General features: G+C 69.2%; 10 protein-coding genes. 3 read left to right on the top strand and 7 right to left on the bottom strand.

Annotation, left to right across the window (positions count from 1 at the left end; all coding sequences use genetic code 11):
* Positions 1-5: 5 nt before the first annotated feature.
* The 5 genes from LXM50_RS17055 to LXM50_RS17035 form a co-directional block, all read right to left on the bottom strand.
* Positions 6-1,268: a hypothetical protein gene (locus tag LXM50_RS17055; RefSeq protein ID WP_233312675.1), complete on the bottom strand. Its 1,263-nt coding sequence runs from the start codon at positions 1,266-1,268 to the stop codon at positions 6-8.
* Positions 1,265-2,755 (bottom strand): family 20 glycosylhydrolase, encoded by a 1,491-nt coding sequence (locus tag LXM50_RS17050; RefSeq protein ID WP_233312674.1) that lies wholly within the window; start codon positions 2,753-2,755, stop codon positions 1,265-1,267. The genes LXM50_RS17055 and LXM50_RS17050 overlap by 4 nt, the downstream gene beginning before the upstream one ends.
* A 71-nt stretch (positions 2,756-2,826) precedes the next feature.
* Positions 2,827-3,810, bottom strand: a complete 984-nt coding sequence (locus LXM50_RS17045) for a carbohydrate ABC transporter permease (RefSeq protein ID WP_233312673.1) — start codon at positions 3,808-3,810, stop codon at positions 2,827-2,829.
* Positions 3,807-4,778: a carbohydrate ABC transporter permease gene (locus LXM50_RS17040; protein WP_233312672.1), complete on the bottom strand. Its 972-nt coding sequence runs from the start codon at positions 4,776-4,778 to the stop codon at positions 3,807-3,809. The genes LXM50_RS17045 and LXM50_RS17040 overlap by 4 nt, the downstream gene beginning before the upstream one ends.
* 27 nt (positions 4,779-4,805) lie before the next feature.
* Entirely contained in the window at positions 4,806-6,101 is a 1,296-nt protein-coding gene (locus tag LXM50_RS17035; RefSeq protein WP_233312671.1) for an extracellular solute-binding protein, read from the bottom strand.
* A gap of 171 nt (positions 6,102-6,272) precedes the next feature.
* On the opposite strand from LXM50_RS17035, the gene LXM50_RS17030 reads away from it, so the two are divergent.
* The 3 genes from LXM50_RS17030 to LXM50_RS17020 are packed head-to-tail and all read left to right on the top strand — an operon-like array spanning position 6,273 to position 10,353.
* Positions 6,273-7,700: a sulfatase gene (locus LXM50_RS17030; protein ID WP_233312670.1), complete on the top strand. Its 1,428-nt coding sequence runs from the start codon at positions 6,273-6,275 to the stop codon at positions 7,698-7,700.
* Positions 7,697-9,055 (top strand): glycosyl hydrolase, encoded by a 1,359-nt coding sequence (locus LXM50_RS17025; protein WP_233312669.1) that lies wholly within the window; start codon positions 7,697-7,699, stop codon positions 9,053-9,055. Before LXM50_RS17030 ends, LXM50_RS17025 begins: the two co-directional genes overlap by 4 nt.
* The gene (locus tag LXM50_RS17020) at positions 9,052-10,353 is read left to right on the top strand and encodes a sulfatase-like hydrolase/transferase (protein WP_233312668.1); all 1,302 of its coding nucleotides are present in this window, start codon (positions 9,052-9,054) and stop codon (positions 10,351-10,353) included. The genes LXM50_RS17025 and LXM50_RS17020 overlap by 4 nt, the downstream gene beginning before the upstream one ends.
* A 26-nt stretch (positions 10,354-10,379) precedes the next feature.
* On the opposite strand, the gene LXM50_RS17015 is transcribed toward LXM50_RS17020, so the two are convergent.
* A complete protein-coding gene (locus LXM50_RS17015; RefSeq protein ID WP_233312667.1) occupies positions 10,380-10,856 on the bottom strand; it encodes an adenylyltransferase/cytidyltransferase family protein in 477 nt (158 codons plus the stop codon).
* Positions 10,857-10,999: 143 nt separating this feature from the next.
* Positions 11,000-12,022 (bottom strand): LacI family DNA-binding transcriptional regulator, encoded by a 1,023-nt coding sequence (locus LXM50_RS17010; protein WP_233312666.1) that lies wholly within the window; start codon positions 12,020-12,022, stop codon positions 11,000-11,002.
* Positions 12,023-12,030 lie beyond the last annotated feature (8 nt).

Here is a 12,030-nt window from a genome sequence, read left to right as displayed (position 1 = left end):
GACGGTCAGTCGCCGACGAAACGCACCGCGGTCGGGGCGGACGCTCCCGTGTGCGGCAGCTTCTGCGTGATCGTCGCCGTCTGCGGCTCGGTCAGCTTGCGGTTCAGCACGAGCGTCCAGCTGCCGTCGACCGCTGCGGTCGTCGAGGCCGCGCTCGGGATCCTTCCGGGCCCGGTGACCTTCACGCTCACCGTGGAGCCAGGGGCTCCGACGCCGCGGATCGTGATCCGGTCCGCGGCGAGCGCGGCCGTGGTCGCCTTCGGCGCGACGCCCGCGGCGTCGTCCTGCACGGCGGAGAGGTTCTTCATCCAGGTGAAGGACGTGGGCGTGATGCTGTTGTCGCCCCACACCTTGCCGTCGCGGTCGACCGCATAGGCGAAGAACCCACCCTTGGTGCCGCCCTGCGGCTGCCAGGTCGCGTACTTGGAGGCCGTGGATCCGGGCGCCGTCGCCGGGTCGTAGATCCCCTCGGCGTCGCCCCAGTGCGTGCGGTCCTGCTCCTCGGGGAAGGAGAACCCGGGCAGGAACTGGCAGGGGGCGATCTTGTCGGCGAAGGTGTTCCATGTCGACTGCATGCCGGCGGTGCCACGGCCGTAGGCCTGCAGCAGCACATAGGACACCTTCGAGGAGACAGCCGTGAACAGCGGGGTGCTGCCGTTCTGGTTGGTGTCGAAGATGAGGATCTTGTCCGAGCCGGATTTCGGGCCGATGATGTCGCCGAGAGCGTTGAACACGCCGATCGCCCTGGTCAGGTCGTCCCCGGTCGGATACGACTCCACATCGATGTCGATGCCGTCCAGCCCGTACGGAGTCACATAGGTGTCGACGAGCTTCTGCGCGTAGTCGCGATAGGCCTGGTCCGTGAGCGGGATGTCCGCCTTCGCGAGCTTGTCGATCCACAGCGTGTACGCGACCCTGGTTCCACGCGCGTGCAGTGCGGGCACGTACTCGTCACGCAGGGCGCGCCAGTAGTCGGTGTCGGCCGTCGCGCCGGCGTCGAACACCATCGCCACGTCGACCTCGGGGGGAAGGTCCGTCATGCGCGTGACGTTGGGATCGGGCAGGTTCGAGTTCGCGCTCTGCGGCACCGTGACGTCGCGCCAGGTGCGGTAGTACGCCATGGTGAGCGGCTCGGCCGAGCACTGCGAGGTGTTCCCGACGGGCGCCGATCCCGTCGCGGCGAGGGCGGGCGGTGCTCCGAGGACGGCGATTCCGGCGATGAGCGCGCCGAGTCCGACGGCGGCTGTCGTGCGTTTCATGCGTGTCATACGTGCCTTCTCTCTTCTTCGAGTGGGGTGGCTTCCCCGATCGCGACGTCGAGCGCCGCGAAGTCCTCCAGCGACAGAGCGGATCCCGCGTTCCAGGACCGCTCCGCCATCGCGCGCAGCGGCCCGCGGATCCCCTCCGCGACCTCGGCCGGGGTCTGCGCCTCCGGCCGGTCCGACCACACCGCGAACGACGCCCCGCGCAGCAGCGCGGGATAGGGACGCTCCAGCTCCTGCCGCACGGTGCTCTGTCCCTCCGGCCCCCAGAGGGCCGGGAAGAGTCCCGGATGCCAGTCCGCCTCCCAGATCCGCGCGGCGGTCGGATAGCGGTAGCCGGCGTTCTCGCCGAGCACGTAGTAGAACAGCGCATCGTTGACGTTGACGAGCCGGTGCCCCGCGGCGACCGCCTCGGCCACCGGGCGCATGTGCGCGTTCCAGTTCGTCCACCACGTCAGCACGACCCCGGGATCCAGTCGTTCCGCGGCGCTGCGCAGCAGGCCGTCGTTCCACGCGCGCGCCTCGAGACCGTGCTCGCCCAGATGCGCGGAGACGCGGTTCACGAACGCGGTGAGCAGGTCGAATCCGGTGCCCGCCGTACCGTAGCGCTCAGCCGCCGCCGTCGCGAGCGCCGGGAACTCGGCGATGCGGTCGAAGTCGACGAACTCGTCGCCGCCGAGGTTCCAGCGCGTGCTGTGCGGGAACACCGGAACCATGTCGTCGATCAGCGCGAGGGCGAAACGGACCGGATCCTCCCGCGTGATGTCGAGGGCATGATCGGTGGCGAGGCCCGGCGTGGTCGGGAGCCGGAGCTCGGCATGCGCGGCCAGTGCGTGCCGCAGATGGCCCGGCATGTCGAGCGACGGGATCAGGTCGATGTGCAGATCACGGGCGGTCTCGACGATCTCCGCGGCCTCGGCGCGCGTGATCCGCTCGTCCGAGACGATCTCCGGAAAGGCCTCCGACTCCAGCCGGAACCCCTCGTTCTCGGAGAAGTGCCACTGGAACGCGTTGATGCCCACGTCGGCGGCAGCGCGCAGCTGCGCGATGACCCACGCAGCCGGATAATGCTTGCGCCCCGCGTCGAGGTGCAGCCCGCGCTCCGCGACGGCGGGCACGGATCGCACCCTTCCTCGCGGAACCGCGCCCTGCGCGCGCAGGTTGTGCAGCAGCTGGCGGGTGGCGCGGAACACGCCGGCCGCGGAGGCCGCGGTCACCACGACGTCGTCGTCCACGTCGACCGCGAACGACTCGTCGGCGGCGTCCCGATGCGCCAGCGCGCTCAGCCTCAGCCGGATCACCGGATCCGAGACGTCGACGGCCGTCGCGATCCCGAAGATCCGCAGCTCCGCCTCGAGCCGCTCCGCCTCCCGGCGCAGCCCTCGGCTCGCGGCGATCACCCGCACCCGCTCCGGCTCCCACATCCCACCCGCCGGCTCGAAGGCCGTGGGCTGCGGGATCGCCTGCCAACGGGCCGGCCCTTCGAACCCCACGCCCCTCTCCGGCCGTCGCTTCCCGCCACCCGGAGCCTCCGGGACACGTGGGCCCGGCGCAGGGACCGGGGTCATCCCTTGACGCTCCCCTCCTCGACGCCCTTGAAGAACTGCTTCTGCAGGACGGCGAAGAGGATGATGATCGGCACCAGCGCGATCATCGTGCCCGCGGCGATCACGCGGGGGTTGGATCCGAAGTTCGAGTTCAGGTAGTTCATGCCGACCGTGAGCGTGTAGTTCGCCGGATCCGACAGCACCACCAGCGGCCAGAGGAACTCGTCCCAGGCGCCGATGAACGCGAACAGCGCGACCACGGACACCATGCCACGGATGTTGGGCCAGACGATGTGGCGCAACCGCTGCAGGGTGTTGGCGCCGTCGATCGTGGCAGCGTCCAGGGTGTCGGCGGGGATCATCCGGCAGGCGGCGGCCATGAGCAGCACGTTGATCGCCGCGATCGCGCCGGGCAGGAACACGCCCCACAGGGTGTTCGCGAGCCCGAGCGACTTCACCGTCAGGTACTGGCTCGTCAGGGTGACCTCGCCGGGCAGCAGGAGCGTGGAGAAGAAGATCGCCATGACGATCCCCTTGCCGCGGAACTTCAGGCACCCGAGGGCGTAGCCGCCGAGTGTGGCGAAGATCACATTGGTGATGACGGTGCCGACGCCGACCAGCAGCGAGTTGCGGGCGTAGTCGAGCACCGGGATGGTGCGGAAGACCTCCGCGTAGTGGTCGAGCGTGGGCGCGCTCGGGATGAGGTTCGGCGGGAATCCGTAGATGTCCTCGCCGGATCCCTTGAACGAGGTCGAGAGCTGCCAGAGGAACGGGAACACCATGATCCCGAGGACCACGACGAGCAGCACGTACTTGCCGATCAGCCCGGCCAGCGAGGGCTTCATGATGTCGGCGGATCCGCGGGTGCGGTACGCCTTCTCGCGCGAGCGCGGCGGACGGGCGCCGCGGCCGCCTCGGGCCGACTCCGGAGTCGACCGGAGGGCCGTCGTCGCCTGCTCCTCGATCACGCCGGCGCTGCCGGGGGTCTGGAAGGAAGTCATGCCGTCACCTCCGCACGGTCCTTGGCATCGCGGCGCTCGGCGCGCTGCTGCGCTCGCAAGTCGCGGCGGGTGCGCCGGCCCGCCAGCGCGTCGCGGATCATCTCGCCGTTGTTGGCGATGCCGACCACCGTCAGCGGGATCAGGGTGAGCAGGAACAGCACGATCGAGATCGCCGAGGCGTAGCCGATCTGCCCGTTCAGGCCCTTGCCCATCGACTGGATGAGCATCACCATGCTCATCGACCGCCCTCCGGGCCCGCCGGATCCGGAGGAGAGGATGTAGAGCTCGGTGAACACGCGCATCGCGGCGACGCAGATGAGCACCGAGACGAGCATCATCGGGCCGCGCACTCCGGGCACGGTCACCGACCAGAACCGGCGCCAGGCTCCCGCGCCGTCCATGGCGGCGGCCTCGTGCAGCTCGCGCCCCACGTTCCCGAGGGCGGCGAGGTAGACCACCATGTAGTAGCCGAGGCCCTTCCACACGGTCAGCCCGATGGCGCAGAAGATCAGCAGCCAGCGGTCGGAGAGGAACTCGATCGGCCGATCCGCGAGACCGAAGAACCTCAGCGCCGAGTTGATCGTGCCGGTGCTGGAGAACAGGAACTCCCACACGATCGCGACCACCACGGCCGAGGCGATCACCGGGAAGTAGAACGTCGTGCGGAAGAACCCGATCGCCGGGATCTTCCGGTGCACGAGCAGCGCCAGCAGCAGCGGGATGAACGTGAGCAGCGGCACGCACACGACCACGTACACGAGGGACGTGGTGAGGGCGTAGCCGAACCGCTCATCGCTCGCCAGGCGGGTGAAGTTGTCCAGCCCGACGAACGTGACGGGACGGAGGGGGCGGGCGTCCGTGAAGGCGAGCACCACCGTGTTCAGGAACGGCCACAGGGCGAAGACGACCACCCAGACCACACCCGGCAGCACCAGGAGGTACGGCGTGTACCAGCGCTGTCTTCTCATCTGCTCACCCCCTCCTCACTCATCGGGTCACTTGGACACGTTCTGGTCGGCGTAGTCCTGCGCCTTCTTCAGGGCGTCCTTCGCCGAGATGTCACCCTTGATCGCGAGCGCGATCTGCTGCTTGGCGTAGTTCTCCATGGAGTCCACGTATCCGCTGCCGGGGGCACCGGGAACGCGAGCCTTGTCCATCTGCGCGGCGGCGAACTTGGTGGCCTCGGCCTGCTCGGCGTTCTGCGCAGTGCCGGCGAAGGCCGACGGGTCCTCGTTGGCCTTCTTGGTGCCAGGGAAGAAGCCTGCGGCGAGCTTCATGAACTCGATCTGGTTCGCGTCGTTCGTGACGTACTCGCCGAACGCGATCGCGGCGGCCTTGTTCTTGGCGTTCTTGGAGACGCTGATGCCCTGCACGAACAGCGGCGGCTCGCCGAACCCTCCGGTCACCTTGACCGACGGGAGAAGCGCCGGCGAGTTCACGGCGAGGTTCTTGTCGATGTAGTTCGGCCCGGCGGTCGTCCACGCGACACTGCCCTTGTTGAAGTTGTCGACGTTGGCGTTGGCCGTGCCGGCGTTCTGCAGCGCCTCGGGGCTGACCGCGCCCTCCTTGTAGAGCTCGGCGTAGCGCTCGACGATCGCCTCGGCCTCGGGGGTGTCGAAGACGAACTTGCCGTCCTTGACGAAGTCGTAGGTCTTGCCCTGGTCGCTGATGTCGATCTGCATCGACTTCGGGCTGGGCACGTCGGAGAGCGTCGCGATGCCGAGCTTGCCGAGCTTCGACGCGGCGTCCAGGGTCTCGTCGAAGGTCTTCGGCGGCGCCGTGATGCCGGCCTTGCCGAGCAGGTCCATGTTCCAGTAGTTCAGCTCGGTGCCGAGGTACCACGGGAAGGCGTACGTGCCCTCGAGCCCGTCGTAGGTGTAGGCCGCGACACCGCCGTCGACGTAGTCGCCGATGATCTTCGAGTCCTTCTTCAGGTCGACGAGCTGACCGGCCTTGGCGAGCTCCTGCGCGAACTCCGGCGGCAGGTTCACGACGTCGGGCAGCTCGTTCGATTCGGCCTGCTGGAGGATCTTGTCCTCGTAGCCGTCGGCGGGCTGGTCGATCCACTTGACCGTGACGCCGGGGTGCTCCTTCTCGAAGCTCTTGGCGATGTTCTCGAAGTAGGGCGTGAACTTGTCGTTCTTCAGCGACCAGGTCTGGAACGTGACGGTACCGGTGATCTCGCCGTCGGCGGATCCGCCTCCGGAGGCCGCCCCTGAACCGGTGCAGGAGGTGAGAGCGAGCGCCGCGACCGCGGCGATGCCGACGGCGATAGTCGATCGGATCTTCATGGACGTGTTCTCCTTCGAAGTGTCCCGGGTGCATCGCCGGCCGGCGCTGGCATCCCATCACTAAAACGATATAGTGTGCCTAGCATGCCACAAGGACGCGGTGTTCGTCCAACAGCACCGCAACGCCGACCTGGGGAACCAAATCCCTTCAGCTACTCAAGGAGGAACGCGATGAGCAGCCCCCGTCGCCCGAACATCGTGTTCGTGCTGACCGACGACCACGCCTCGAATGCCATCGGCTGCTACGGATCAGCGGTGAACACCACGCCCGGCATCGATGCGATCGCCGCGGCGGGGATGCGCTTCGATCGCGCCCTGGTCGAGAACGCGCTGTGCACGCCCAGCCGAGCGGCGTTCCTCACCGGCACCTACAGCCACACGAGCGCCGTCACCACGCTCGCCACGCATCTGACCAACGATCACGAGACCTTCATCACCGCGCTGAAGGCGGCGGGCTACCGCACCGCGATGTTCGGCAAGTGGCACCTCGGCCACGGCCCCGACCACGATCCGGCGGGCTTCGACCACTGGGAGGTGCTGCCGGATCAGGGCGAGTACTTCGACCCGGAGTTCGTCACACCCGAAGGCTCGGTGCGCTACGAGGGCTACGTCACCGACATCATCACCGAGCACGCCCTCGCGTGGATGGACGCGCAGGGCGACGAGCCGTACTGCGTGCTGGTCTGGCACAAGGCCCCGCATCGCCCCTGGCTGCCGCACCCCCGGCATGCGGACCTCTTCACGGATCCGATCCCGTTGCCGCCCACCTTCGACGACGACTACGACGGCCGCGGCACGCCCGCGCACCATGCCACGATGCGCATCGCGGACTACCTCACCGACATCGACCTCAAGGAGGATCCGCCCGCCGAACTGGGCTACGCCGAGCGCGCGGTGTGGAAGTACCAGCGCTACATGCAGGACTACCTGCGCTGCGTGGCCGCTGTCGATGAGGGCGTGCAGGCGCTCACCGACTTCCTGCGGGCGAAGGGCCAGTTCGACGACACGGTCACGATCTACGCCTCGGACCAGGGCTTCTACCTCGGCGAGCACGGCTGGTTCGACAAGCGGTTCATGTACGAGGAGTCGCTGCGGATGCCGCTCATGCTCAGCTATCCCGCCCGGGTCGCCGCCGGCGGGAGCACCAAGACACTCGTCTCCAACGTCGACATCGCGCAGACCCTGCTCGAGTTCGCCGGAGTCGCCGCCCCCGAGGGCATGCAGGGGCACAGTCTCGTCGACCTGGTGACCGCGGAGGATCCGGATCCGGTGCGAGACGCGCACTACTACCGGTTCTACGAGCACGACGACCACATGCACCACGTCTGGGCGCACTACGGCGTGCGCACCGACCGCTACAAGCTGATCTACTACTACGCCGACGGAATGGGACTGCCCAACACGGGCGACACGTCCTATCCTCCGGAGTGGGAGCTGTTCGATCTCGAGAGGGATCCGTACGAGCTCACCAGCGTGCATCTCGATCCCGCATACGCCGGCATCCGGCGTGAGCTGACCCTGAAGCTGTGGGATCTCCAGCAGGACCTCGGCGATTCTCCTCACCCGCGCCAGCCCGTCCCGGAAGGACGTACTCGATGACCCTCGGCACCGACGCCGCACTCTCCCCCGCCACGGACGGGGCCGCCCCGCTGCGGTTCGGCGCGAACTACACCCCGTCGAAGGAGTGGATGCACGCCTGGCTCGACCTCGACTTCGACGCGGTGCGCCGCGACTTCGCCGGACTCGCCGCGCTCGGCCTCGACCACGTGCGGATCTTCCCGCTCTGGCCGGTGCTGCAGCCCAACCGCACCCTCATCCGCGACAAGGCGATCGCCGACGTCCGCGCCGTGGTCGACGTCGCCGCGGAGTTCGGCTTGGACGCGTCGGTCGACGTGATCCAGGGGCACCTGTCGAGCTTCGACTTCATCCCGTCGTGGCTGTTCACGTGGCACGACAAGAACATGTTCACGCACCCCCTCGCGCTGAGCGGCCAGGTCGCACTCGTCGAGCGCCTCGGCGCCGCGCTCGTCGACGCGCCGAACTTCCTCGGTTTCACGCTCGGCAACGAGGTGAACCAGTTCTCGGCGGCGGTGCACCCGCACCCCTGGCCCGTCACACCCGACGAGGCCGCGGGCTGGCTCCGTGCGCTGCTGGACGCGGCCGAGCGGTCCGCTCCCGGGCTTCCGCACGTGCACAGCGAGTACGACGCGGCCTGGTACATGGACGGGCACGGCTTCGTGCCGACCCACGCGAGCCGGATCGGCGCCATGACCACGGTGCACTCGTGGATCTTCAACGGCACCGCGCAGCGCTACGGCGGACGCAGCGCTGCCAGCGACCGCCATGCCGAGTACATGATCGAACTCTCCCGCGCCTTCGCGACGGATCCGCAGCGCCCGGTCTGGCTGCAGGAGGTCGGCGCCCCGTCGAACTGCCTGACACCCGAGCAGACCCCCGACTTCCTCGAGGCGACGGTGCGCGCCGCGGTGCGCACGGAGAACCTCTGGGGCGTCACCTGGTGGTGCTCCCACGACGTGGGCCGCGAGCTCGCGGACTACCCCGAGCTCGAGTACTCCCTGGGGCTGATCGACCAGGCCGGCGAGGCCAAGCCCATCGGTCGGCGCTTCGCGGAGATCATCCCCGAGCTGCGCGCGCGACAGCAGACGCCGGCCCGCACGACGGCGATCGTGATCGAGGTCGACGCCGACGAGATCCCGGTCAGCCGTGCCGCGATGAGCCCGGGGGGCGCGATCTTCCAGGCCTGGGTCGACGCCTGCGAAGCCGGCCTCGACGTGACCTTCGTCACCTCGCGCGCCGCGGCGGATCCGGCCGCCCTGGCGGCCCGCGGGATCACCGACCTGATCCATCCCGACCTGCGCACGGGATCCGGGATCTACTCGTCCAACAACACCGTCGTCGATGGCGCGGAGGACTCCGCGGAGGTCACCGCTTGACCCGCCCCAACGTCGTGGTGATCTACGCCGACGACCTCGGCTACGGCGATGTCGGCTGCTTCGGCGGCGACGACGTGCGCACGCCGCATCTGGACCGGCTGGCGGATCGCGGCGTGCGGCTCACGAACTGGTACTCGAACTCGCCCGTGTGCTCGCCGTCGCGCGCGGCGCTGCTGACCGGCCGCCACCCGGTGCATGCCGGGGTGCAGGAGATCCTCGGCGGCAAGCGCGGCACCGCGGGTCTGCCCGCCCAGCCGACGCTCGCCTCGCGCCTGAAGGACGAGGGCTACCGCACGGGCATCTTCGGCAAGTGGCACCTCGGCACCGGATCCGGCTACCGCCCGCTCGACCGCGGCTTCGACCAGCACTTCGGCTTCCTCGCGGGCTGCGTCGACTACTACTCGCACATCTTCTACTGGGGCCAGAACCAGAACCCCGTCCACGACCTGTGGGACGACGAACGCGAGGTCTACGACAACGGGCGCTACCTCACCGAGGTCATCGCGGAGAAGGCGATCTCGTTCATCGCGGACAGCGCCGCCGAGCCGTTCCTCTGCTACGTCCCGTTCAACGCGCCGCACTACCCGATGCATGCGCCGAAGGAGTACGTCGACCGCTTCCCTGACCTGCCCGACGATCGCCGCATCATGGCGGCCATGATCGCCGCCATGGACGACGGCGTGGGCCGCATCCTGGACGCGCTCGACGCGGCGGGGATCACGGACGACACGATCGTGTTCTTCTCCTCCGACAACGGCCCCTCCACGGAGAGCCGCAACTGGCTGAACGGCGAGGAGATCGACTACCAGGGCGGATCCACGGGCGGCCTGCGCGGCAACAAGGGCTCGCTGTTCGATGGCGGCATCCGCGTACCCGCGATCATCGCCTGGCCCGGTGCCCTGCCGCAGGGCGCGGACTGGACCGAGCCCGGCGCGATGATGGACCTGCTTCCGACCGTGCTCGAGGCGACGGGCGCGCCGGCCGCGGGCGAGGCGGACGGCTCGAGCGTGCTCGCGCCGCTGCGTGCGCTCGAGCCGCTGGCCGCCGAGCGCACCCTGTTCTGGGAGTACGGACCGCAGCTCGCCGCACGCCGCGGCCCGTGGAAGCTCACGACCTCCGGCCGGGAGCACCTGGGCGGGCCTTTCGTCCTGGGCAGCAGCATGCTCGCGAACCTGGACGAGGATCCGGCGGAGGCCGTGGACCTGTCCGCGGAGCACCCCGAGATCGCGGCCGCGCTGCGCGCCGAGCTGGAGGAGTGGGCGCGGAGCTTCGACTGGGACCCGTCGCCCTGGCTCTGAGTCACCTCAGCGACGAGAAGCCGACGTCAGTTACGCGCCTCGCGCTCGGCCTCCTTGGCCGCAACGATCTTGCGCAGGCCGGAGCTGGAGAAGCGGTGGTCGCGGCTGTTGAAGTACAGCTCGATCCCGGCCTCCTCGCAGTACGCGCGGCCGGTGAAGTCGCGGTCCTCGTACTCGTCGCCGACGATGCGCACGTCGAGCTTGAACGAGCGGAGGATGTCCTCGAGGTCCTGCTCGGTCGAGTACGGGACGATCTCGTCCACGTACTCGCATCCGCGCAACTGGATGTAGCGCTCGACCACGGTCTGGGTGGGAGCGTTCTTCTCCGGGCGGTCCAGGGTCGGGTCCATCTGCAGGCCGCAGATGAGGTAGTCGCACTGGCGCTTGGCCTCGGCCAGCATCATGATGTGCCCCGCGTGCAGCAGGTCGAAGGTGGAGAAGGTGATCCCCACGCGCGGCCCCGGGTTGTAGTCCTGGTGCTTCTTCACGGTCTCCGGCGTCATCTGCGAATCCTCTCGTCGGCCCAGAGCACTCTATCGAACGCGCCCGGACGCACCCCGTGCAGCCGCACTCGCCGTCGCCCGACGGCCCGCTGTCCCGCGCGGCCCGCCGTCGGACCTCGAGGACCGGGCTCGACGCGATGCGCTCAGCGCGACGGCGCCGCCGTGCTCTCCCGGATCGTGAGCGCGGGGGCAGGGCCACGGCGGGACGGCAGCGGATCCGCGGATCCGATCCGCTCCAGCAGGAACGCCGCCGCCTGCTCGCCGAGCGCGAAGGTGTCACGGGTGAGGCAGGTGATCGAGGGATGCACGAGCCCGGTCACCACGGAGTCGTCGAACGACGCCACCGACAGCGCCTGCGGCACCACCACGCCCATCTCCTGGGCGACGCGGAGCCCCGCGATGGCCATCACGTCATTGTCGTAGACGACCGCCGTGGGGCGGGACGCGCGGCTGAGCAGCGTGCGCGTGGCCGAGGTCGCTGCCGCCGGGGAGAAGTCGGTGACGAGCGTCTCTCCCACCACGCCCCGGGCGGCGAGTGCCGAGAGCACGTCGGCGCGGATGCGGGTGTGCTGGAACTCGGCGGGCCCGGAGACGTACGCGATCTCCCGGTGTCCGAGCGCCGCGAGGTAGTCGAACAGCGCGTGCGCGGCGGCCTCGTCGTCGAGCCAGATGGCGGGGGGATCGCCGGCGCTGTCGCTGCTGCCGATCACGACGGCCTGCAGCGGCAGGCTCGGGAGCAGGGCCAGACGCGGATCGTCGTCGCGCGGGTCGATCACGATCACGCCGTCGACCTGATTCGCGCTGCGCCAGCGCCGGTAGGTCGCCATCTCCTCCTCGATCGAGGAGACCACGACCAGCTGCAGCGCGACGCCGTGCTGGGCCAGCGCCGACTGCACGCCGGCGATGAGGTCGGTGAAGAACGCCTCGGTGCCGAGCGTGCGGGCCGGTCGGTTCACGGCGAAGCCGACCACGCCGGCGCGGGATCCGACCAGAGCACGGGCGGCCGAGCTCGGCTGCCACTGGTGCTCCTCGGCGATGTCGAGGATGCGCTGCCGGGTCTGCTCGCTGACGCCGGGGCGCCCGTTCAGCGCGAAGGAGACCGCACCGGGAGACACTCCGGCGAGCCGGGCGATATCGGCGATGGTGATGCGCTTCGCCTGTGACATAGACTCAC

The organism is Microbacterium sp. Au-Mic1 (genome assembly GCF_021341785.1).
Classification (GTDB): Bacteria; Actinomycetota; Actinomycetes; order Actinomycetales; family Microbacteriaceae; genus Microbacterium.
This window is presented reverse-complemented; position numbering and strand designations above follow the sequence as displayed.

What these genes read in the sequence shown, in the direction of transcription:
- LXM50_RS17055 (WP_233312675.1), bottom strand. Translation starts at nt 1,268, where the DNA reads ATGACACGCATGAAACGCACGACAGCCGCCGTCGGACTCGGCGCGCTC.
- LXM50_RS17045 (WP_233312673.1), bottom strand. Translation starts at nt 3,810, where the DNA reads ATGACTTCCTTCCAGACCCCCGGCAGCGCCGGCGTGATCGAGGAGCAG.
- LXM50_RS17040 (WP_233312672.1), bottom strand. Translation starts at nt 4,778, where the DNA reads ATGAGAAGACAGCGCTGGTACACGCCGTACCTCCTGGTGCTGCCGGGT.
- LXM50_RS17035 (WP_233312671.1), bottom strand. Translation starts at nt 6,101, where the DNA reads ATGAAGATCCGATCGACTATCGCCGTCGGCATCGCCGCGGTCGCGGCG.
- LXM50_RS17030 (WP_233312670.1), top strand. Translation starts at nt 6,273, where the DNA reads ATGAGCAGCCCCCGTCGCCCGAACATCGTGTTCGTGCTGACCGACGAC.
- LXM50_RS17025 (WP_233312669.1), top strand. Translation starts at nt 7,697, where the DNA reads ATGACCCTCGGCACCGACGCCGCACTCTCCCCCGCCACGGACGGGGCC.
- LXM50_RS17015 (WP_233312667.1), bottom strand. Translation starts at nt 10,856, where the DNA reads ATGACGCCGGAGACCGTGAAGAAGCACCAGGACTACAACCCGGGGCCG.
- LXM50_RS17010 (WP_233312666.1), bottom strand. Translation starts at nt 12,022, where the DNA reads ATGTCACAGGCGAAGCGCATCACCATCGCCGATATCGCCCGGCTCGCC.